The sequence below is a fragment of the Pseudoalteromonas sp. P1-30 genome, from assembly GCF_001400005.1.
GTDB lineage: Bacteria > Pseudomonadota > Gammaproteobacteria > Enterobacterales > Alteromonadaceae > Pseudoalteromonas > Pseudoalteromonas atlantica.
In genome coordinates, this window is sequence record NZ_LKBC01000017.1 from 43,327 (window position 1) to 67,650 (window position 24,324).

Annotated in this window: 18 protein-coding genes; 10 read left to right on the forward strand and 8 right to left on the reverse strand. The window is 37.3% G+C overall.

Translation table 11 applies throughout. The features are described from left to right. The first annotated feature begins 111 nt into the window (after positions 1-111). The 5 genes from AN395_RS17645 to AN395_RS17665 all read left to right on the forward strand — a co-directional run bounded on the left by AN395_RS17645 (position 112) and on the right by AN395_RS17665 (position 7,713). The gene (locus AN395_RS17645; RefSeq protein WP_054983796.1) at positions 112-2,241 is read left to right on the forward strand and encodes a multiheme c-type cytochrome; all 2,130 of its coding nucleotides are present in this window, start codon (positions 112-114) and stop codon (positions 2,239-2,241) included. Between the two features lie 110 nt (positions 2,242-2,351). Continuing rightward, the gene (locus tag AN395_RS17650; RefSeq protein WP_054983797.1) at positions 2,352-3,161 is read left to right on the forward strand and encodes a hypothetical protein; all 810 of its coding nucleotides are present in this window, start codon (positions 2,352-2,354) and stop codon (positions 3,159-3,161) included. Positions 3,162-3,263: 102 nt separating this feature from the next. Continuing rightward, entirely contained in the window at positions 3,264-3,785 is a 522-nt protein-coding gene (locus tag AN395_RS19435; RefSeq protein WP_095206682.1) for an RNA polymerase sigma factor, read from the forward strand. Between the two features lie 64 nt (positions 3,786-3,849). Beyond that, entirely contained in the window at positions 3,850-4,830 is a 981-nt protein-coding gene (locus tag AN395_RS17660; protein ID WP_054983798.1) for a FecR family protein, read from the forward strand. Beyond that, positions 4,831-7,713, forward strand: a complete 2,883-nt coding sequence (locus tag AN395_RS17665) for a TonB-dependent receptor (RefSeq protein ID WP_235576589.1) — start codon at positions 4,831-4,833, stop codon at positions 7,711-7,713. Here AN395_RS17665 and AN395_RS17670 read toward each other — a convergent pair. Then, the gene (locus AN395_RS17670; RefSeq protein ID WP_235576590.1) at positions 7,710-9,482 is read right to left on the reverse strand and encodes a metallophosphoesterase; all 1,773 of its coding nucleotides are present in this window, start codon (positions 9,480-9,482) and stop codon (positions 7,710-7,712) included. The genes AN395_RS17665 and AN395_RS17670 overlap by 4 nt on opposite strands. A 193-nt stretch (positions 9,483-9,675) precedes the next feature. Here AN395_RS17670 and AN395_RS17675 point away from each other — a divergent pair, with 193 nt between their 5' ends. After that, positions 9,676-10,737, forward strand: a complete 1,062-nt coding sequence (locus tag AN395_RS17675) for a Ca2+-dependent phosphoinositide-specific phospholipase C (RefSeq protein ID WP_054983799.1) — start codon at positions 9,676-9,678, stop codon at positions 10,735-10,737. A 21-nt stretch (positions 10,738-10,758) separates the two neighbouring features. Then, positions 10,759-13,482, forward strand: coding sequence for a TonB-dependent receptor (locus AN395_RS17680; protein WP_054983800.1), 2,724 nt, complete (start codon positions 10,759-10,761; stop codon positions 13,480-13,482). Between the two features lie 81 nt (positions 13,483-13,563). Here the strand turns inward: AN395_RS17680 and AN395_RS17685 are convergent, their stop codons facing one another. Then, entirely contained in the window at positions 13,564-14,346 is a 783-nt protein-coding gene (locus tag AN395_RS17685; RefSeq protein ID WP_054983801.1) for an ABC transporter substrate-binding protein, read from the reverse strand. Positions 14,347-14,431: 85 nt separating this feature from the next. Beyond that, positions 14,432-15,325 (reverse strand): LysR family transcriptional regulator, encoded by an 894-nt coding sequence (locus AN395_RS17690; RefSeq protein WP_054983802.1) that lies wholly within the window; start codon positions 15,323-15,325, stop codon positions 14,432-14,434. A gap of 163 nt (positions 15,326-15,488) precedes the next feature. On the opposite strand from AN395_RS17690, the gene AN395_RS17695 reads away from it, so the two are divergent. From AN395_RS17695 to AN395_RS17705, 3 genes are all read left to right on the forward strand, one after another. Next, the gene (locus tag AN395_RS17695) at positions 15,489-16,448 is read left to right on the forward strand and encodes an alcohol dehydrogenase catalytic domain-containing protein (RefSeq protein ID WP_054983803.1); all 960 of its coding nucleotides are present in this window, start codon (positions 15,489-15,491) and stop codon (positions 16,446-16,448) included. Between the two features lie 40 nt (positions 16,449-16,488). Then, positions 16,489-17,223 (forward strand): type 1 glutamine amidotransferase domain-containing protein, encoded by a 735-nt coding sequence (locus tag AN395_RS17700; RefSeq protein WP_054983804.1) that lies wholly within the window; start codon positions 16,489-16,491, stop codon positions 17,221-17,223. Between the two features lie 325 nt (positions 17,224-17,548). Beyond that, a complete protein-coding gene (locus AN395_RS17705; RefSeq protein WP_024594843.1) occupies positions 17,549-17,734 on the forward strand; it encodes a hypothetical protein in 186 nt (61 codons plus the stop codon). Positions 17,735-18,193: 459 nt separating this feature from the next. Here AN395_RS17705 and AN395_RS17710 read toward each other — a convergent pair whose 3' ends face one another. The 5 genes from AN395_RS17710 to AN395_RS17730 all read right to left on the reverse strand — a co-directional run. Then, positions 18,194-19,255, reverse strand: coding sequence for an L-dopachrome tautomerase-related protein (locus AN395_RS17710; RefSeq protein ID WP_054983805.1), 1,062 nt, complete (start codon positions 19,253-19,255; stop codon positions 18,194-18,196). 254 nt (positions 19,256-19,509) lie between these two features. Then, positions 19,510-20,499, reverse strand: a complete 990-nt coding sequence (locus AN395_RS17715; RefSeq protein ID WP_095206683.1) for a sugar phosphate isomerase/epimerase — start codon at positions 20,497-20,499, stop codon at positions 19,510-19,512. Between the two features lie 11 nt (positions 20,500-20,510). Next, complete coding sequence (locus tag AN395_RS17720) at positions 20,511-21,662, reverse strand: lactonase family protein (protein WP_054983807.1); 1,152 nt, start codon at positions 21,660-21,662, stop codon at positions 20,511-20,513. A 6-nt stretch (positions 21,663-21,668) separates the two neighbouring features. Next, the gene (locus AN395_RS17725) at positions 21,669-23,504 is read right to left on the reverse strand and encodes a cellulase family glycosylhydrolase (RefSeq protein WP_054983808.1); all 1,836 of its coding nucleotides are present in this window, start codon (positions 23,502-23,504) and stop codon (positions 21,669-21,671) included. Positions 23,505-23,563: 59 nt separating this feature from the next. Continuing rightward, positions 23,564-24,324: TonB-dependent receptor domain-containing protein (locus AN395_RS17730; RefSeq protein WP_157683957.1), on the reverse strand; the 761-nt coding region annotated here is incomplete at its 5' end.

The following is a 24,324-nucleotide window of genomic DNA, read 5'->3' on the forward strand; positions in this document are numbered from 1 at the left end:
GGGCGATAGTGGTTTTTTAAATTTCGAAAGTATCTAATCTCATTAAATGACTTTTGTTAACTCAAAATGTTAATCTGCAAACATCTGTTTAATGGATTAAAAGTACAGTATATGAAAACCTTATTTACAATAATAACCTTTCTGTTTTTGTGCAGCTTTAATTCATTTTCTAACGAAGAATGCCAGTCTTGTCATCAACAACAAACCCGTGATTGGAAACAATCAGATCATGCAAGTTCAATGGCTTTAGCCAATAAAGATACGGTGCTTGGTGATTTTAATGATATAACCGCGACCCACTTTTCTCAAAAAGCCGTTTTTTATAAAGAAAAAGAGTCCTTTTTAATTGATTTGACCGAGCAAGGTACTAAAAAAACGTACACCGTAAGTTATGTTTTTGGCTTTGACCCACTGCAACAGTATTTAATTGAAGTTGAAAAAGGCAAATACCAAGTATTTCCTTTTGCATGGGATAGCCGCGCTAAATCACTAGGCGGCCAGCGCTGGTATGCCAATTACGCTAACGAAGATGTAAAACCTGACGATCGTCTCCATTGGCTACAACCTCTACAAAACTGGAACGGCATGTGTGCCGATTGCCATTCAGATAATTTAAAGCGTAATTTCAATAGTGAAAAGGAGCGCTTTGATACACACTTTTCAAACATAAATGTGGGTTGTAAATCATGCCACAGTGAGATTACGGATGAACATAAAACTAAAAAAGTGACTAATTCGGCCCAAACAAGCCCCACCAATATGTCGCAGTGGAAAATAATCGGCGATGACACAATCGCCACGTGGCAAGGTGAGCCCCGCGATAACAGCTTTATGCAAGGTTGTTATGCGTGCCACTCATTACGTAGCCCACTAACGGATGGTTTTGACAATAGCCAAGCGTTTTTAGACCAGTTTAGCCCTTCCTTTTTAGAACCGAATTTGTATCATGCTGATGGCCAAATTAAAGAAGAAGTGTATGTATTTGGCTCTTTTGCGCAAAGTAAAATGTACAAAGCCGGTGTTAACTGCCTTGACTGTCACGATAAACACACCATGAAAGTTAAAACAAAAACGAATGGGCTGTGCTTACAGTGCCATAGTGTCAGCGAATACAATAAACCCGAGCATCATCGCCATAAAGAACAGTCAGCCGGTGCACAATGTGTTAGTTGCCACATGCCAACAAACAGGTACATGGGCGTTGATGACAGGCGCGACCACAGCTTTAAAATTCCGCGCCCTGACATATCAATAAAATACGATACACCCAATGCGTGTGTGCAATGCCATGACGGCCAAACAAACGAATGGGCAGCAAGCACGCTTGAAAAGTGGCACGGTAAACCGCCTGAATTAAGTGCAAGCGAGCACAGTATGCTTGAACTACGCTCATTAAAAGCGATATCGAAAAATGCACATATGAGCTTGATTAATGATTTTTCGTTGAACGAAATAGACCGTGCCAGTGCAATAAGTTATTTAGGCGGCTCAACTACAGAGCTTAGCGATAGTGACGTAAAAAGTTGGGTTAACTCGCCGCTTCCGCTTATTCGCTTAGCGATTGCTAAGGTAGGCTTTTTGCTGCCCGAAGCAGAGCGTTTAAAAAGTTATAAGCAACTATTAACCGACAAGTTAAAGTCGGTGCGAGTTGCTGCAGCACAAAATCTAAGCCAAACAAAAGCGCAGTTAAATGGGCTTAATCAATCAATTAGAGAACTTGCATATGCTAATAAGGTAAATACATGGCGCGGTGAAGGAAATATAAATCAAAGTATGCTCGCGCTTAACAAGCAAGACGTAAACGGCGCTATTAAGTCGTTACAAAAAGGCATTAGCATTGACCCTTACTTTGATGCAAGTTATGTAAATTTAGCCGACATTTATTACCGACTAGGCCAAATAGAAAAAATGCAAAATACGCTTAATAGCGGTTTAACTACAGTACCAACTTCTGCACCGCTGCATTATGCAAATGGCATGGCGTTAATTAGAGCGGGTAATAAGGAGCTATCTGTTAATTCATTTAAACAGGCAATGTCGCTTGATAGCGGCAATGTTCAGTACGCCTATTTGTACTACTTAGCGCTTGATGGCATTGGTCAAACAAAGAGGGCGTTGAATAAGCTCAAGAGTGATATTTTTCGCTACCCGAATAATCAACAACTCAAGGAGCTTGGCGTTAATTTTGCTAGAAAAACTCAAGACAAGAACGCTTTTAAATTCTTTATTAATCTGCCGTAATTAAACATATCTATGATGTTATAAAGTTAATAATCAAGATAAATAGTCCACCTTTTTGCTTAATACCTCTCTATAAGTTTGTAAATAATTAACTTAAATAGAGGAACGCAATGCAATATAGTGTAATTAAATATATTTTCTTACTTTTTATTATTAACGCTAATTTAACATTGGCTAATCAAATAGAAGATTTTCGACCTGTTTATAAGCTTAGAAGCGACCTGCAATGTTGGCCAAGTTTTCCCAATAATGGCATAAACTCCGGGGAGTGCCGAACCAAAGAAAAGTTCACAAAGAACCCTCCACCTGTATATTATGAGGTATATCCTCAAAGCTTAAATGGGGAACAAATAAATGGGAAATCCCATAAGCTCATAACTTATTGGGCTTATTATAGTAATCAAAATTCATGTACTACTCTAGACTCTGGCCATAGCGATGATTGGGAGGCAATTACCGTCCATCTTGTGGATAACCAGATGAGACATATTACTTATTGGCAACACAATGGCCGGTATACCCTAGATGCTAAGGACATAGAAAAAGATGGTACTCATCCTATTGTTTATGTTGGCAAGTATGCTCATGGTAATTATCACGATCAACGTAAGCGTACCTCTACTAATGCATGGAGCTATTCTACCGGAACATATTGCTACTATTGGCGCGATCCTCGAGGCCCAGGAGAAACGTGGGCATTGGGTGTAAAGCCACTTTCTTCAATTGGCGAGGAATCTGTTTTTTCCGGTTCAAAAAACCCCTTACAGAGAGACAAACAGCCTCATGAGTATGGTGTTTGTAAAGAGGATGGTGGTAGTGTCATTGCTGGGTTTATCGACGGTACTGAAAATACGTGTAAACGAAACCCTGCTGAAATAAAAATAGAAGCTACTCTGCTCAAAGAACTTTTTTACCTATAAGTAGGATCTAATTATTACAGGTGCTCATATCGAAATGTACCTGTAATAGTTCAGTCATATAATTCATTTAATATCTCTGTAAACGGAATAAACGACAGAGTAATGAAAACTTTTAAAAGCCCTTTAGACTTACAGCCTTCCTCTGAAGAAAGTGAAGTTAAAAATATTATTCGTCATATACGGAAATATATAACCCGTCGAACTTCTAATGCAGATAATGTAGATGATCTAGTGCAGGAAGCTTTAATAAGAACAATAAACAGGAATAAATCCACTAAAATTGATAACTTTCCAGCCTATATCAATCAAGTAGCAAAATCTGTCATTTATCATGATTGGCAAAAAAATAAGAATCAACTCAATAATGATGACGAAATGGAGCTGATAGCACCAGAAAGTAACGACCCCGAGTCTAAAATAATCACAGAACAAAAACTAGAACTTGTTAAACAAGCACTTGATGAACTTCCCCCATTACGGAGAAAAGTTTTTGAACTTAGACGTTTAGAAGGTTTAAGCCGAGAAGAAATTGCCTTAAAACTAGGTATGAGCCAAGAGTCTGTAAAAAAACATATCACTCGAGCTATGACCCAAATAACATTGCATATAGAAAAACATCAGTAGAGATGTCCCCTTTTTTGTTTTATTACACTCTATAATATTAATACATGCTGGTAAGAATTTTTGAATGAATGAACAAACACTAGAGCAAGCCGCTGACTGGGTAGATCGGATTAACGATTTAAACGAAGATGAATCAGCAGAACTTTCCCTGTGGCTAAAACGGCCGCAAAATAAAGCTGCATTTGATAGAGTTACTAAAATATTTGGCGACCCTTCAATTGATAAAGCTCTACATAATTTACATATCTACCATAATGATACGTCTATTACTCCATTAAAGAAAAATGCAAGCAAGCAAAAGAGTTTTCATAAAATAGCCATTGCAGCTAGCTTTAGTGCTATTGCCTTTATGGCGTACTGGTTTTCTTTACCACAACAAGAAGCATCAATTACACCGACCATTGCTTCTAATGATAAGTTTGAGCCAGTTAAAGCTATTAGCGCGCCTATAGGTAAGCGTGTTTCAAAGTTGCTAACGGACGGTACCTATCTGCACTTAAATGCAGGGAGTGAGCTAACAGCGAAATTACAGCCCAATGTAAGAAAAGTAGTACTAAATAAAGGGCAAGTTTTTTTTGATGTAGCAAAAGACATAAAACGCCCATTTATTATCGACTCTGGAGAAACTAACATCACCGTGTTAGGGACCTCATTTGATGTACAGCATAATGAAAATAAAGTAGTAGTGACTGTTTATGAAGGGAAGGTAAAAGTTAATGCAAATGACACAGTAACATTAATTCCTCCTCAAAAAGCAGTCGTGGTGGGTGGTCGTATTACTGTAACTACTGATAAATCATTGGAGCAACTTCCCCTTTGGAGAACCGGCTGGATTGAAGCAGAAAAAGAAACTTTAGACAGCATAGTTGAACAACTACAACGATATAGTAACGATAAAATTAAACTAGATAGTAAGCTTAGTAATACGATTATTAGTGGTCGATTCAATCTAGAAACACCAAAACAGAGCTTGATGTTAATAGCTGATGCTTATAATTTAAAACTTGAAGAAAGAGAAAATATACTGCTCATTTCGAGAATTTAAGTGTTCGATTTATTTAAATTCATTGATATGAACAAGCTACATTGTTTAAGACATAAAATTTTATACCTTACGCATGCTCTAATTTGTTTAAGCATATTAATTCCTAGCCCTATTCAAGCAGCACAAACAAAAAGTAAATTTGTTCAGGTGCCAGCAAGTCCACTTAGCGACAGTTTACGCCAGATTGCAATTGCATATCAGGTTTCCTATAGCAGCGATCCTACACTACTCAATAATAAAGAAAGCCCAACTATTAGTGGTTCTTACACCTTATCTCAAGCGCTTAAATTACTTTTAGATGATACTACTTTGTCTTTTAAAATAAAAAATAATGGATTTGTAATTTATAAAAGCCCAAGCCAAAACAATATTAAACTAATAGAAGAGATTACAGTTAAAGGTATTCGTTATTCTCAAGCCCGCTCGCGTAATTTAAAGCACAACACAAAGGCAATTAGTGAAGCCATTTCAGCACAAGACATCACAGATATTCCAAATACAAATTTAGCAGAGGCTCTACAATATATACCCGGGGTAGCTATAACTCGCGAGGCCGGTGAAGGTCGACAAGTATCTATTCGAGGCAGTTACCCAGATTTTAGCCTAGTTACACTTAATGATATGCCAGTATTGGCAAATAATGACTCACCTATGGATAGTAGAGTGCAAAAGCAGCGCGATCGATCTTTTGATTTTAACATTTTACCGGCTGAGCTATTTAAACAAATACAAGTATTCAAAAGTTATTCTTCTGACCAGATCGCCGGCGGAATATCAGGTACGATAGCCTTAAAAACAATAAGTCCACTAGATAAGAAAGGGTTTAACTTTGTTATTACCCCCGAAATTGGCTATAACGATTATGTTGGCTCAGTGTCCAAACGTTACTCTACCCTTTTGTCAAATACGTGGGGGAACTGGGGGGCGCTTGCAAGTGTAGCCTATACGAGCAGAGAATCATTAGAACAAGGTGCTAATACATTCAGATGGCGTAACATAGCCATTAATAATGCTGACTTATCCTCATTAAGTAAATTACAATCAGAAAATTTAGCACAAGGGAATTACATCATTCCCCGAGGAAACAGATATTCTGTTTGGCAGGGAACTCAGCAACGCTTTGGTACAAACTTGTCTTTAGAATACAAAAACCCGACTACATATATAGATGTCGATGTGCTATCTGGCTTTTTAAAAGGAAATCGCTCAGAGTCTCATTTATATCCTCGGGGGGACCAATCTACACCCGTTATAAAAGATCAAACATCAATAACAGGTATCAAAACAAATAAAGACAATGAGTTAGTATATGCTCACTATGTTGATGCAAGAGTAGCAACAGAAAGCAGAGTGCAAAAAATAAATACGTCCTACCACCAAGGCCAGTTTTCAATTGAAAAAAAGCTCAATAAACGGTGGGATGTGCATGCCATATTAGGTATGCAGCAATCAGAATACGAAATACCGTATAGTAATAAAATTTATACTCAAGGGCTAAGTGATGTAACTATTGATTATACACAAGACCCTTTTTACGCCGACATTAACTATAGCCAAAACTTACAAGACATTAGTATATGGGATTTATATCACGGAGATTTAGAATACTATCAATCAGATAATAAATATCTATTTGCAAAGATAGACCTACAGCATCGTTTTAATGGCACTTTCTCTATGAAATTTGGTGGGGACTGGATCTCATTTACAAATAAAATGAATAACCTTCAACAAAATGATATTTTTTTTAGTGAAATAAACAACTCTCCACAACAATTAATTGAGTTACCCGAAACACTCATAACGCCCCAAAATAAACATAATAACCAGCGCTGGTTGAGCATTAACACTAATGATGCACTTGCACTTTATAAAATAAATCCATTTAACATAAAACAAAATAACGCTTCTTTTATAAGAAAGTATGAACATATAAAAGAAAACAGTCTGGGTGTGTATACATTATTAGCGCTTGAGAGAGATAAGTGGGAGGTCGATTTTGGGCTACGTTACCAGTTTGATTCTATAACAACTTCTACTCAGGACTTATCAAGGTTAAGCTATGATTTATGGCTACCTAGCCTAAATAGTACACTCTTCGTGGGTGAGAATTGGCGCTTTCGTTTTGGGGCTTCTAAAAATTATTCTAAACCGTTATTAAGTTCTCTAAACTTTGCCGACTCTAACAATACCCTAGATAATATTGAATATATTTTTAACCCAAATCTTAAGCCTTACATATCCTATAATACTGATGTATCTCTGGAGGGTGATTTTAGTGGTCATAGTTCATTGGATTTATCTTTGTATTATAAAAATTTAAACGATTACATTGTTACTACTCAAGCTCCATTACCCCACCCTATTAAAGCTGCCAACGATAAAATAGCGGTATGGCAAAGCAATGCAGAAACAGCTTATCAATGGGGCATCGAATTAAATTTAAATTACTTAATACCCAACTCTTACTGGGGTATTAACCTACAAAGTACGTATAACGAAGGCAAGGTAACTTATTACAACTCCAATGATGGCTTAGCATTATTTAAAAAGAACTTGCCGTTTTTATCTAAAATCACAGCATCGAGTATGATTTTTTACGATCGTCCCAACCTGAACTTTAAACTAGGTGCTATTTTCAGAGGTAGATATTTGGTACGTGCTGGAGGATTAATAAATGATGAAAATGAAACCGGCTTTATGCCAACAACGTATTGGGACGCAAGCTTTAACTACAACTTTACTAAAAACTGGAAGTTAAAATTAAGTGCTTTTAACCTTAGTAATGAACAAGAACGCCAGTATAGTGACTCATCGCTGAGAGCTTATAACTCTACAACAAGTGGCCGCACTTTTTACCTGGGCCTGAGTTATCAATATTAAAAAACCTTACCTGTTTTTAAATCAACGCTAAAATTTTCTCCCTGGGTATTTTTACTAAACTTTGCCATTACTTGTGTAAGTGAAGCTAAATATTGCTGTATCTGCGTTTGAGTTTTGCAATTTGATTGTTCTAATAAGGTGCTTAACTGTTGGTAAAAGATACGCCTTTTATCGGATATATCAGCTGTTACATCACCATTTCTTAATAAATAGAAGTCTTGCAGCCAAGATTTTGTTGATATCAATTTCAATTGAACTAACATTTCAGGGCTAGCACTATCAATACATTGCATTGCCGTAAACCAGTTCTCTAAATAAAGGTTTTTATCTAGCCACGATACTAACTCGTTAGGCCAATCACGCTTTAAAAATCGTTGCTCAATCAACCCAATAAGGTGACGCTTAGTAAACTCTGCATAACTTTTAGAATTTAAAATAGTGCGATCAAAATTATCTTGTTTATTATCATTTCTGTATAGCCACTCTCTATCATAAAAACTAAAGAGCCTATTAAAATCTGCCACATCGTTAAGTGTATAGGTATTTATATGGGCGGTTTGCTTTTGTAGATTTAATTCAGCAACTTTATAAGCAGCCTTATAGGCAGCAAGGCTTGGCACTTGAACATTAACTAATTGAGAGCTCTTATTATTAGTAATTAATGCAGTATCGTTTAAATGCATATGGCCGGCAAAATGTAATGTTAGGTCTGTCTGTGCAAGTATTTTTGCGGTTTGTGCAGTGGGGACTCGTGGTAATGAAAAGTCTCCGTTATTAAATACCTTATGTAATTCCTTATTAGCATTATCGTAAAAATCTCCCATCGGAAAATGGCTAAATGCGACAAGTGTTTTATCCTGCTCCTTAGCCCTTTTAACCACAGATTTTATCCACTGGATTAGTAAAGGCTTAGCTTTTATTAAAGCATTGTAGCCAGCTCCTGATGAACCTTTAAACGTAATAGGTGTATTTTTCCATTGAGGTGCATATACATTGGCATCAATTGCTAAGAGCCAAACCCCTTGTTTTGGCTCAACCAAGTAGCTGGCATCAGGCATCATAATACAGCGAGTCGCATTATTCGGATCACACCATGAAAACTCTCTATTTTTATACGGTGTTTCATATAGTAAGTCGGATTCGTGTTTACTAAAGCCAAAGTCATTAAGTGTACTTAGAATTTCTGAGTAACCCCAATGCTTAACTCCATCATCGCAAAGAGAGTGATTATGTGCACATTTTGTATGCCCGTGGCTATAAAGGCCAAATTCATTACCGTCAGAAGTTAAAAAGTCCGCTTTTCCAGCAGGAGATGAAAATGGTTTTACGGGGTCATGATTACCAGGAATTGCAAAAAATCTCATACCGTATTTTTTTTGGTACCTGCTCAATATTTTAGCTAAAGCCCGAACGTTAATTGGCTGGCCATCATCAGTAAAGTCACCTGGTAATGCTATTAGCTTAATGTTTTTTTGAGCTAGCTCATCCAATACATGAATAAAAGCAAAGTAGTTCTCATTAAATAAGCGAGTCGAATGAAGTTGAGCATACATACTACGGATTAGAAGAGGTTGTCGGGTTTTAGGGTCTTTAGGTAACGCAGTGTTCACAGCCTTAACTGTGGTTGCAAAGATATCATGCAGATGAATATCTGCTAGAAAAGCCACTTTTACAGTACCAGGCTGATCCTCACTTTTCATATCAAAATATTCAATACCTGCAGCATTCAATGAATTAAAAGCGCCAAGTATTACAAATAACCATGTCAACCTTTGTCCCACCACCACTACACACCTCAGTTAATGTTTTCTTTATTGATAAAGAGTTCAGTTATGAGAAATAGGGGACAAAACTTTTAAAAACACGACTTTAATTATGAAGCTTTTATTAAATCAAAACTTTTGTGTCCCCTAATTTAAAAATGAGCGCTCTTAGGTAGCAAACTCACAATTGAGATGCGCTATGCGTTTTATTATTTTTATTGCTGCTATAACGTGGCTAACAGGTGCTTTAGCCACCCCTTTGAATCAATTCCAAGTGATTGGCTCACATAATAGTTATAAAAAAGTACTTAATCTTGGAGTTAAAAAAGAGCTAAGCAAGCTTAACCCCAAGCTTACGGCACAAATTGATTATGGCCATATTAATATTGTTGATCAGCTCAATAGTGGTATCAGGCACTTAGAAATCGATGTGCTAAAAGATCCAAATGGTGGTTTATACCTCAGGCCGTGGGCTGAGCGTTTCTCAAGTGAAGCATTGTTTAGTGAACATGAAATAGAGCAGCTATCAATTCCTGGTTTTAAAGTCATGCATATACCTGGTGTTGACGTACAAAGTCACTGCGTATTATTTAGTGACTGTTTAAACAATCTCAAAAAATGGTCACAGGCAAATCCGCTCCATTATCCTATCGTTGTCATGATTAATGTTAAGGAAACGGGTACCTCTATAGACCCTCAACCCCCTACATTAAAATTTAAAGCCAGTGATTACCATTCTCTTGATGCCGTAATAAAGCAAACTTTATCAGGCTCATTATTTACACCCGATAATTTACGCAAAAGCAGCCTGTCTTTAAATGAGACAGTGACCCAATTTGGCTGGCCAAATGTAGATCTGCTTAAGCAAAAATTTATCTTTTTATTTGATGGAAAGAAATCACAAACCTCATTGTATAGAAAAAACCGTCCTTCGCTGAGAGGAGCCAGTATGTTTGCACACTATGAAGCAGACCAACCAGAAGCTGCTTTCATGATAGTGAATAACCCCATAAAGCATTTCGAAAAAATTCAAAAATTAATAGCTTCAGGCTACATGGTGCGTACCCGCGCAGATGCAAATTTAAGTGCCACTAATTCGCAACGAACAATGCAGTTTAATGCTGCAAAAAATAGCGGCGCACAAGTAATTTCAACCGATTTTATACCCGGCTCGCCACAGCAGGCGCGCTTTAACTATGTGGTGCAATTTGACGAAGGTCATTTAGTGCGCACAAACCCTTTTATTAATAATCAACTTTAAATTAAAAACCAAGGAAGCATTATGTTGAACAAACCATCTCGTACGCTTTTAGCAACGGCTATAATAAGTTCGTTAGGCGCGTCTAATTATGTGTATGCAGAACAATCTGCGCAAACAGAAGTGGAAGAAATTGTTGTACAGGGTTATCGCAACAGTTTGTTAAAAGCAAAAGATTTAAAACGAAATGCTGTGGGCGCGCAAGATTCTATTGTGGCTGAAGATATTGCAGATTTTCCCGATCTAAATCTAGCAGACTCACTACAACGTGTACCTGGCATTGCCATAACTCGAGAAGGCGGCGAAGGCCGACAAATTTCGTTACGAGGCTTGGGTCCAAACTTTACACAAGTACAACTCAACGGTATGGAAGCTTTAGGTACCTCATCTTCAGCAATGGACAGTCGTGGTTCTGTAAGTCGCTCTCGTGCATTCGATTTCAATATTTTTGCTTCTGAGTTATTTCAACGCGTTGATGTGAAAAAATCATTTTCAGCCGAAATGGATGAAGGCGGTATAGGCGGTACTGTTGGTCTTCATACAGCTAAGCCATTTGATTTTGATGGGTTCAATACGGCCATAACAGGGCAGTTAGGCGATAACTCACAAACCGACGATATTAGCCCACGCATTGCAGCGCTAATTTCAAATACTTGGAATGATGAATTTGGCGCATTATTCTCAGTTGCATTTAGCAAACGTGATGTAAATGAGCAAGGTTACAATACTTATCGCTGGCGCAAAAAAAATGCATCAGGCTCCGATATATCTGAACTATCAGATGAATTACAAGATAAAATTAACAACGAAGAAGTGAGCTTTTCACGTGGTAGCCGCTATTCATTGTTTGAAAACGAGCAGGAACGTTTAGGTACAACTCTAGCTTTGCAGTATCGTCCTTCTAATGACCTTGAATTTGGCTTTGATGCTTTATATGGTGAACTGAATAATGAACGTGATGAGTTTCATTTACAAAGTCGTGGCTCTAGCTCAACTGCGCTAGGCTGTACAGGACCGGCCTATATAAGTGAACCTACTTGTTCAAAACTCACCTCGTTGGAGATAAACGAAAATAATGACGCTATTTACTCAGTATATGAAGATGCCGCAATTCATTCAGAAAGTAGAAAACAGTATGCTGATACTGAAATTAGCCAATATGTGCTTAATAGCGATTGGCAAATTACCGAAGATTTAAATATGGCTGCGTTAGTAGGGCGCTCTGAATCTAAGTTTAATACCGGTAGCGCAAAAATATATTTAGAAACATTCGGTGACGAAACTATTGACTACCGTGGCGATGCTTATTATGGAGAAAATACGTATGGGTTTGCTCCTACCGACAGTAGTTTATTCCGTTACCACGAAATTGATTTATCAGAAGAGGAAATAACCAATACTTTCGATTCAATTAAACTAGATTTTAATTACACACTTAATAATTCTTCAACTATTAAATTTGGCTTGTCAGATAAAAAGTTTGAAAGTGAAAACGGTGAAACTAAATCTAATAATATTAATCGCAGTGATTGGGAAAATGGCATACTAGATGACACGGTAGATTCAAGCCTTACATTTACTAATACTGCGCACAATAAGCAACAATGGGTAAGTGTTGATGTACTAGGCACTCTAGCGAGTATGAATATCGACCCTAATTTAGATAATCCTGATTTTACCGATAATGTACAAGAAAAAACCTTTGGTGCTTATTTGCAGTACGAAGCTGAATGGGAGCTAGGCTCAGGTTACTTAATGGGTAATGCGGGCGTGCGTCATTACGATACTACAACCAATGCTATAGGGTTAATAAATGGCGAAGTAGTTGATGTAGAAAATACTTATTCGGGTTTGTTACCTGCAATCAACCTAGTGTGGGATAGTAATGATAGCTTAGTTTTACGTGCGAGCTACGGGGAAAACCTAACGCGTCCGTCACTTGGTGCTTTAGTTCCTACGGGCGTTGTACAAAATGATGCAACATCAACCAATGGCCTAAGTATCAGTTCAGGAAACCCTAACCTTAAGCCTTATGAATCAGTTAACTTTGATTTTTCAGTAGAGTATTACTTTGAAAATATTGGATATGCTGCCGTAAGTTACTTTCATAAATCTATCGATAACTTCATTATTACCGAAACCTATGATATCCCATACAGTGAAACAGGCTACCCACTTAGCTTTCTAGGTGATGTAGATGAAGCAGGTAATCCTCAAAATGCGGGTACCATATTCACTGTTATTCAACCACAAAACTTAGATGAAAGTGATATTAGTGGCTGGGAACTCGCTTTTCAACGTGACCTAGACTTTTTACCCGCCCCACTTAATAACTTAGGTGTTATTGCTAATTATACATTCGCTGATGGTGAAGCGCTTTACCGTAATGTGGGTAACTCAGGTGTTGATCAATATAAATCATTCCCAGGTCTTTCAGAACATTCTGGTAACTTTACAATATATTACGATTCTGACTCATGGGGCGCACGCGTTGCAGCTGCATACAGAAGTGACTATATTGCAGCAGTACAAGCAGGTAACGGAGATGAAGACGAAAATGGTTTTCATGCCAGCACCTACATAGATGCATCTGCTTTTTATCAGGTAAGTGATAAGCTAAAAGTTACAATTGAAGCAAGTAACTTAACTAACGAACGTGAAGAGCAATATTCAGACTCAAATGATCGTCTATACAATACAACAATTAACGGCCGTACTGTGTATTTAGGCGCGAGTTACCGCTTTTAATAATGTATCAATAGTTAGGTTGCATAATCTCATGTAACCTAACTACTAAGAGCGTATTAGCTCTTTAATAGGTTAATTTTATTATTCTATATTCCCATACTTTGAAATAATTTGAGCTATCTCTTTTTCACTATTGCGTATAGTTGAGTTAAATTTTTCTAATGCTTTATCGTCAAATAACCTTTTTCTAAACATGTAGTGCGTTGGGCTTTTATTTACTATAAAGCGACCAGGCATTATATTTTTAGCTACTTGAAGATAAAGGCCGGTTAAATAGTCCTCGACTACAAAGTCGACCCTATCGGTACTTAATAACATAAACCTTTTTTTTGCTAAGCTTAGTTCGAGTAAACAACTTGAGCATTCTTTTTTAAAATTTTCGAAACTTTCGCCGTAATAACTCCCTCTATTTTTAGCAATAAGGCTTTTTGATAATAATGAATAAGGTGAGTTAGAAGTAGTAAGATTTTTAATTAAATCTTTGTTATGCTGGTTCTTATCATTGTAGAAAAAAATCATTTTTTCATCTCGATAAGCGGTGCTAAATGCTGCAAAGCTACTGCGCTCTTGTGTATAAGTTGCACCAAAGATAAGATCTACGTCCCCTTTTTCTAATTCGGTAAAAGCACGGCTTGAAGAAGGAAAAACAATATACTCCCAACAAAAATTGTTCTTCGTTAAAATTAATTCCAAAATTTCTATATCGAGACCTTTGAATTTTTCGCCAACTGTGTATGAATATGGCACCCACGTAGATGATGCACTTACTAACAGTGTACGGTCACAAGCAAAACTATAAAAAGGAATATAAAATAATAATGCGAGTATGAAATTATTAACCATGTGTTTCAAATATTGAATCATTTACTGCCATAAAAGTTAAAACAAAGTCTTGATAATAATAGTCTAAACTGAGAAAACAGTTCATCTGATTACTTATCGGTTTTATTTAATTGTTACTAGACAAGTTTAAACGCGGTTTAACGTAGTCCAAAAAAATAGAAATACGTGAAGCAAGTGCGCTTTGCTTATAGTAAACAGCATGTACAGACTCCCTTCTATTAGGGTGCTCGATTGCCTTAGGTAAAATTTCTACTAATGTGCCTTTAGCTAGCTCTTCATGCACCATATAGTACGACAAAGCAATCACTCCCACGCCATTAATACACAGATGTTTTAATATCTCCCCACTATTAGCTATCGGCGTAATCTCTGGTGAAAACGATTTATCATTCAAATACCAATTATTTAAATGAGCTGAGTTGGTAAACCCTAGTAAGTTATGATGCTTTAAATCAGTACACTTATGAGGTGTTCCAAACTCGGCCAAATAAGCCGGGGAGGCAACTATGCAAAGTGGGCTATACCCTAAAAATTTTGCGCGCAGCGTTGAGTTTTCGGGCTCGCCAACTCGAAATGCAACATCCACCTTATTCTCTAATAAATCAATAACTGAATCATTTGTTGAGAGCTCAATAATGATTTTAGGATATAACCGCTTAAAACTATCTACTAAAGGTACAAGCTGACTCACCATAAATGGAAGCGCGGAATCTACCTTTAATTTACCAGAAGGCTGCCCCTGATTAACTTTAAGTTCCTGAATGCCCAATTTAATTGAGTGTACCGCCTGTTGAGCATGAGCCTTAAACAAATGTCCTTCTTCTGTTAGTACTACCTTTCTTGTAGTTCGGTTAAAAAGAGTTGTTTTAAGATCCGTTTCTAATCTCGAAATAGCTCTAGATAATGTCGCTATTTGCATCCCTTCACTCCTTGCTGCCTTTGAAAAGTTTCCATACTCAACAACAGCTAAAAATGCAGTTAAATCTTCTGTTTTAATCATTTAATCCTCACTCCAAATACACTCTTATTGTTACACATTAAACAAATATGATTTGTTAATTTTGAGGATAGTGCAAATTTAATGGTTTGATATGATCTAGCAGCAATCAGTAAATAAGCTTTTAAACTAATGTCTACGCCTAAAAGTTAATACAAGGATAAATATGAACCAAGACAACACCTCTTATACAACTGCATGGAGCTTTGATGGTAAAACAAGCTCTTTATCGATGACAATAAAGCCTTTACCAAGTTTAAAAGAAGATGAAGTATTAGTTGAAAATCAAGCGATAGGAATTAATCCCGTCGATTGGAAAGTCATAGACAATGGTAGTTTAGCTGAGAAACAAATTGCCGGTGTAGATGGTGCTGGAATAATTAAAAAGGTGGGTTCAGAAAAGTTAAATCATTTATTAAACAAGCGTGTGGCTTATCATCAAGACCTAAATAAAGATGGAAGCTTCGCTCACTGTACGATCCTCAATGCCTCTGTACTTATGCCTATGCCTGAAGAGTTAGACTTTTCAACAGCCGCTAGCTTACCTTGCCCACTAATGACTGCCTGGCAAGCTGTAGAAAAAATTCCTTCTTTCCCAGGAAAACCGGTACTTGTTAATGGCGCCTCTGGCTCTGTAGGAAGATATTTAATACAACTATTAATGAATAAAGGCTTTGTGGTTTCGGCCATTGCCAGTGAAAAACGTCATAATGAGCTGAAAGAGCTGGGGGTTGATAATCTGTACCCTGATTTAGATAGCATAAATTATGAAAGTTTCTATGCCGCTTTTGATACTAAATCTGTATCAAGCGCAGAAGAAACCTCAACTAAAGTGAAGGCTAATGGTCATTTAATTCCAATTCAAGGACGAATAGAGCAGCCACCTTTTCCCGCTTTTGGAAAGTGCATTTCTTTACATGAAATTGCCTTAGGTGCCTTACATAAGCACGGCACTAAAGAAGACTGGATGCAACTTACGTTAGCTGCTTCGCAATTAATGGAGCTAATTAAACGTAAAGAGTTCACACCCAACCACTTCATGACTTTTCCATTTTCTACTCTAGATAAAACACTAAAAGAATTTAAGAGTGACAGAAAGGCATTGAAATACGTTGTAACTATTTAAGCCTATTTTGGCATATTCAGAATACCTAGGAGATTTTGTAATGAAAAAGCTAGTTTGGATATTTCTATTTTTTACATGGAGTTCACTGGCAGTTGCTGCCGATAAAATTTTAATTGTAAGTACAAGTTACTCAAAACTGGGGAATACCGTTGAGAAAACAGGGCTTTGGCTTTCAGAGGCTTCACATCCGTATATTATTTTAACTGATGCAGGATACGAAGTTGATATTGCGAGTGTTAAAGGAGGTAGAATTCCCATAGATCCAAATAGTACAAAAGAACATGACGATATTAACCAGTCATTTTTAAATACACCTGAGTCTGCGAATAAACTAAGTAACTCTTTAGCATTAAAAGATGTATCTGGTAATGATTACATAGGTGTAATCTTTAGTGGCGGGCATGGCAGCGTATGGGACTTTTACCCGAATACAGATATTGCACGTATTGGCACGCAAGTGCAAAAAAATAATGGAGTGATTGCGGCTGTATGTCATGGTGTATCAGCGTTGTTAAGCATTAAAAATTTAGAAAACAACCCTATTATAAAAGGAAAAGAGATAGCGGGTTTTAGTAACAGTGAAGAGCGCGCGATTAACCTAGATAAAACGGTTCCATTCATGTTGCAAGATGCACTAGAAAAACAAGGTGCTAAGTACAATTCTGGCGAAAATTTCACTGCTTTTGTCAAAGTAGACGGCAATATCATTACAGGCCAGAACCCGCAATCATCGTCACTTTTAGCAAAAGAAATACTTAAAAAATTGAAGAAGTAAGTGCTAATAGCCTAAAGAGGCAAAAACGCTATAGTTCGCTAAACAAATAGATAAGTTTTTTTAAAATGGCTGAGTGTGATGGATTGCCTTCATCATGCTTAGTCGTCACTTTTGTACCAAACCGGACTATGGTACTAACTCGTTTATGCCCCAAAACGTGTTGAGGCGAATGCCTCAAAAGAGCGAACAGCGGTCATTGGAAAAGTTAAATTTATTTTAGTGTTTTGAGTAGAAATCTAATTTTGTCCAATAACATTATTAAACGCCGTTTTGGTGTGTTATAAGCTGTTAGTAAGACACGAATATTTCGCATATGGAGTTGCCAATGAATAACGAAACAAATAACCCTCGCATTAAAGAAGATGTTGAGCCAAAAGACCTAATTAAAATGCAAACTGAAGTCGGTTTAATTGAATCAATGCTTCAGTCGAAGACGCTCACAGCTATAGTCATCATTGCAATTATTTTGTTGGGTGGCTTTTTCATGTTCTTGTCCAAGGTGACAGGTTAGCCGCAACAGAATGTATTGCTAACAAGCATCTAAATCCTACATTGCCGGCAGCCACACTTTTAGCAAGCAACGCAAAAAGCTCGCCAGTGCAAGGCGTATTAGGCGAGCGTTAACAATGTCCGCAATTGGCACAGAGCCGTCCTTCGGCTCTAACTCATTTATGTCCAAAAACGAGTTTAGTAATTGCCGCTCTTTGCGAAGTTCGGCTCAGTGCTAATTAGCAAACATTGGTACCATAGCTTTTTTATATCCATGCTCCATCAACCTGTCTTATTCGAATTTACCCCTAGCTTTCGAGGCCTGCTGCCATCGCATTAGCTTTATTCAACAATTAGTGCGATGGCCTCCAGTTTAAATTATTTAGAATATTTTTTACGGTATGTCATTTTAGTTTTTTCAGTTAAGTTTATTATCTCTAAACGTGGGCAGTCTAGTCTATTAAACCCACTGTTTAGCATTCTAATGACTTGAAATTATGGTTTTGTAAACTTCGAAAGTCATATTACTTACATCGCTTCCGGCGTCCTGTATTTTGCTATTGGTATAGTAAAGCGTGTTGTTATGAATACTAAACGTGTCCGCCCAGTTTACAGCATCTCCTTTTACAAGCGTGCGTAAGTCAAGACTAGGCGTGAGATACTGCACTTCTTGCGTTTCAAGATTTGCTAGATAAACATTACCTTGATGGTAGACCATGCCATCAGGTGCGCCCGTTGTTGCAACCTTACGCACAGCTTTGGAAAGCGTCTCGTTAGACGCTTTTTTAATGTCAGATGTATCGATAGCGTAAAGAGAATAACCCGATAAAGCGTGAAAATAGAGGGTGCCGTTTAATCTATCCAACGCTATACCGTCAGAGTGAACGACATTGTTGAATGGCTTCCCCTTAACACTTAATGTGTCGACTTCGGCTTTTGTTGTTTCATGGTTATCTAAAATTCGATAACTTGTATTATCATCAAGATTATACACAACAAGCCCAGCATGGCCCGAATCTGTCATGAAGATACGATTGGTTTTTTCATCTACACGTAAATCGTTGATGTAAGAATCTGGGTGGTAGGCATCATCGCTAAGTAGCAGTGTTTGGTCGATTTTGTTTGATTTTAAGTCAACAACAAACAAACGCGGGGCATCTATAACGCCTTGAAATTTTGGGTTTCGGGTATCAAGTACATAAAGCTTGTCTTTGTGCGCCACTACCGACTGCACCGCTAGAAAACAGTCTTTTCGTACCTCACTTTGTGCTACACATGCGTTTACTTGCTCATTAGGATAGGCTACAAATTCACCATTACTAGTGATATTCGCTACAGAAAAACGTACACCGTCGCGCCAATTCGGCGCATTAACGAACACTCGGCCGTTGTCACTAACGGTTACACCGGTAATTTGCGTTCCTTTAATTTCTCCAACCAATTCAACCTGAGAAGTTGATACGTTTTTTGCTACCGCATTAACAGAAAAAAGCGCGGCTATAGCGGTAATCACCAAACCTTGGTTTATTGCCTTTGTATTCATGTTTATCAACCTTTTAAAATTTTCTGAGTAAGCCCCAGCCTAAATAGCATTTAGCTTGCGATAGATTAAACATTTTACACTAAACTTAAGCATCACAGATAGTCACTAGAAAACCTATTGCAGCTCAACTTTCAGGCGGTAGGAAGAGACCTGCCGCTAACACATAAAGGCTAAATGAGTGACTTAACTTAGAGATGTTAGCAGCCAAAAATTGTATTTTATTAAACTTGTAATATTGTAATAGTGAATATTTATTATTCATATTTTGACAGGTATTGATACTTTTTAAGTAATTTTACCGTTAAGTCACTTCCTTCTATTTCAGTTTTAGAGTCGCCTTCATATTCAGCACTTACAAAACCATTAAAACCCTCATCCACCAATAAGTTTAAACAATGCTGGTAGTTTATTGATACTTCTTCTCCATCAAGAGTAAAATTATGTGTTTTAGCGCTGATACCTTTGGTGTAGGGTGCCAAATCAATTAACCCTTGTGTTCTATCGTAAAGTCTTTTTGGAGACAGGTTCCACCCACCCATAAAGAAATTGTCTAAATCTGTAAAAACGCCAACATTCTTATGGGCAGTCATTTGCATTAGCATGGCAAGCCACGCCCCATTGTTAGAGGCATTGCCATGATTCTCTACCAGCAATTCAATATTATATTGCGCAGAAATGTCCGCTAATTTATTTAATGACTCACTACAACGCTGCAATTGCTCTAAATAGTTCCCATCCCCATAGGCATTTACACGGAGCTGTTTGCAACCTAGCTCTGAAGCGCATTCGAGCCAAGGTAAGTGGTTATCTATCGCTTGCTTTCTTCCTAATACAGTTTCGTGGCCAATTTTACCTGTCTCATCACACATTAATAAGTTAAAACCTACTCCTTCATTTCTCGCTTTGGATTTAAATGCGTTAAGCCACTTTTTATCTTGTGCGTGGCCGAAGAATAAAACATTGACCAAGTCGACATGGCTAACCCCAAGCTTGCGGGCAGCAATAACTATGTCTGTGGTATCCATTGTTCCTTGAAGTACATCATCAGGAGTTGAGTGAAGTGTTTTTATAAATTGAGAGTAATCTTTTTTACTTCCCCCTAAAATCTCTCTATGAAAAGACCATTGAGATAAAGAGATGTCGAATCGTTTATCATTTGCTGTGTTATTACTTGAAAATGCAGGCGTGCATGCAGCAACCCCGCTACATGCTAGTAATTTGAGCATATTTCGTCTTGATATCATGACTATTCCAATTAATTTACAGGTATTAAAGAAACCGGATGCGAAATTATTACATCATTTCCGGTGAAACTGAGCAGCCCGTCATTACTAATACTAAAGGCGCTGATATTATTGGTATGTTGGTTAGCAACTAGCAAAGACTTTCCGTCTGGCGTGATAAGGAAAAAGCGGGGCCATTCTCCTTGTGTATCTATATGCTGTATAAGCTCCACGTTACCTTGGCTTTTTATTGCATAAACGCCAATACTGTTGTCCCCGCGATTAGTTACATACAAGAACTTACCATCTTCGCTTATTTGCATATGGCCAGCTTGACTAATACTTTGAGATCCTTTGGGTAAAGTGCTAACTGTTTGTGTGTGATTAAGCTTTCCTGATTTTTCAACTTTTGTAACAGTTAATGTGTTATTGAGCTCATTTATAACATAGGCCACTTTCATATTTGGATGAAAAGCCATGTGTCTTGGGCCTGAGCCTGGAGGAAGGCTGAGCGCCACCTTTGAGTCAGAGAGTGTGTGGTTGGTGTCATCAACTGATTTAATAAAGATTTTGTCTATACCTAAATTCACAGTGTATAAATATTTATTATCTTTACTCCATTTAACCCAGTGAGCGTGGGAGCGAAGCTGTCTTTTTAAATCAACACTATTACCAAAAAATGTATAGTTTTGTGTATTGCGTTTAAACTTTCCAGTTTGGGGATCATAATCAACGATTGCGATATTACCGCTATTGTAGTTTGCAACGGCTAGCTGACTAAAGGAAGGATTTATATTTATAAAACATGGGTAAGCCCCAAAACTTGAGATACTATCAATCGGTTCCAATGACAAGGTGTTTTTGGACCATTGATGACTAGCAATTCTGCCAGTATCCTCCTCTATAACACTATAAAGAATTTTCGTGGTTTTATCGTAATTCGTGTAAGACGTGTTTTGCGCATTGGATACAAGCATAGGTTCTTTAAAAGTATGCTTATCAGTATCGTACTGCAGCAAAAAAACACCTTGCTCTTCTTTTGCTAAAGAAGTATTTGAATAAGTGCCAACAATAATATTTAAAATATTGCTTTTATTATCCGCAGCGCAAACAGGCGCCACGGATAATAAAAGACAGCTAATAATTAGTGCTATCATGTTGGTGTAGTGTGTTTTAAGCAACATGTAAGCCTATTTATCAGTGTATAAAATTTCAGTGCGTGCCAAATGTGCCTCACCACCTTTAAATATAACTTTGATATATTTAAAAGGGGTACCTGCTTTGTACGCATATATTTTAGGTTTCCAATAGCCATAATTAGATTCACTATTTGCATAAACACTTGGTTTTACATTTAAATCAACCCATTTCTTTTTATCGTTAGAACCTTCTAAAGATAAATAACTGAAGCGAGTTTTTTCAAACGCAAATAATTTAAATTCAGCTAACTTTCCAGGCACTTTATAGATAGCTTCTGAACCATAATCACCAAATAGTCTATTGCGGATCTCTTTAAAGCTGCGATCATTACCAGTGGTAGGAAAAAGTGCTTTACTGGTTTCTACAACACCCAGGTTTTTCATTGTATCTATTTTTGCATAGTAACGAGATTCAACAGGCCCTACTACGTTTGAATAAGTTGATTTACCAGCGCTATTAATGGCTGCAACTCTGTAAAAATAAGGTGTATTTAATTGGGCGGTTTCATCATGAAAAAGAGGGAAATATGGTACGTCTGCATCAGATACATTATAGCCAACTAATGTCCAAGGCCCCTTATCACTTTTAGCCCTTTCAACATTATAACCAGTCGCTCCCATAGAGCCCTGCCAATTAATCGAATGTAAGTTTTCAATTGGTAATAACTTTGGTGCTGCAGGTATTGATATTTCAGCTGGTTTAGCGTTTTGAATTTCGAATGCTTTATTTCGATACATAGTCATCAAGCGTTGCTCATCATAAGCTAAACCTGACTCAAACCCTGGCCATCTGAATGCTTTAAATAAACCAGCCCCTAGTGGCTCTGAATGCCAATAAAACCCACCTTCTCGTCTTCTGTGCCTTAGGCTCCAAATTAACGCGCCAGCAACCGAGGGCTCATCAATTACTTTATCAAGTGCAGATTCAATTGCAGAACTACTGGCAAAACCAAATTCGCCAACCATGTAGACTTTACGGCCTTTGACTAAATCGATATTTTTTTGAATATTTTGAGGTATTAAAGAAGCATCGCGCTCATAATGGTGAGACGATACAATATCTATAGACCATTCTGTTAATGACTCTTCTCTTACTACTGGCTCATCAAGATCATCACTGAACCATCCATCCATTACTAAGTGGTTTTTATCTAACGATTTAATATAACGTGTAATATCAACGGTCCATTCAATTGGACTTGTTAGTTCATTACCTGTTTCCCATGCCAAAATAGCTTTGTCGTCTTTATACTTTTTACCAGTAATTGTGTTTTTTCTATTCAACGTGTATTTAATGGTTTTTTTAAAGTCATCTCGCAACTGCTTATCGACCCAAAAGTCTTGCGCTGTTTTACCTCGAAATTCAGCATAGTTAGGCCTTCCACCCATCCATTGACGATTATTTAATAATGGAAAGATAATACGAATTTCATATTCGTTAGCTAAAGCTAACATCATATCTGTGACTTTAAATGCCTCCTCATTAAATTTACCAGGGGCTTCAACATACGTAGGTGCATCTTTAGGGAAATTATTGTTTTTAACTGGAATTGTATAAATACGAATTACCTGGCCACCCATTTCTTTTACAGTAGAAAAGATATCTCGCATTTCAAATTCATTAGGTAAACGGTAGGGGTTTTTTACCGTAAAAGCCATTTCATCTTCTTGAAAATTTAATGTGGGAACATTAAAGGAAATAAAACGATAATCTTCGTCACCATTTTTTAATCGGCCATTATCTGCAGTAATAAAGTAATCAAACCCATCAGCAAAGCTTATAAAAGGGATGAAAAATAGTGCACATAGCAATAATACTTTTTTCATATAACCTACTTAAATATCATAAATAAAAAGATAGGGCAGGTTTCCCCTGCCCTCAAGACTTATAGACGGTATTGGAAACTTAATGATAAGCGACGTTCGTTTATATAACGTTTATCAACAAGATCTTCCCACTGTAGGTATTGTTCTTGTGACTCTTCGGTAAGGTTAGTTGCTTGAAACGTAACATTCATATTTTCATTCAAGTCATAACTTACAGAGGCATCAATGTAGTTTGTTGGCGCTTGATACCTAGCAAATTGATAAGGCGCTTTATTAACAATCCACATAAACTTTTTACTACGGTAATTGTGAGCAATACGAGCTTGTAAACCATCTTTCTCATACCATAGCGCTAAGTTTGACTGATGCTCAGAGTTATCAGCCATAGGAGTATCTTTGCCATAGTAGTCCTTTGAACCACTTTCACTCGGTGAAAAAGTATAGTTAGCTGTTACACCAAACCCATCTAGCATGTCACTAAACGTACCTAGCCCTTGCTGGAAACTAACTTCTAGGCCTTTAATATTTCCGCCTTCACTATTTGTAATAGATTGAATAGGCGTTGTCCCGGTAAACTCTTTAGAGTTAATATCATATCCTCGCACCTCTCCATCACTATCGGCGATAGGAAGGTAAACGGTCTCACGTGAAATAAACGATTCGATATCTAAATAAAACGCACCTAATGAGAACATACCAGCTTCACTAAAGTACCATTCGTAAGAGGCTTCAAAATTACTTGAGCGCCAAGGATCTAAATAAGGGCTGCCTGATTGGTTACCGCTAGTAGCACAGAAAACATCTGCAAGATCGGAAGAGA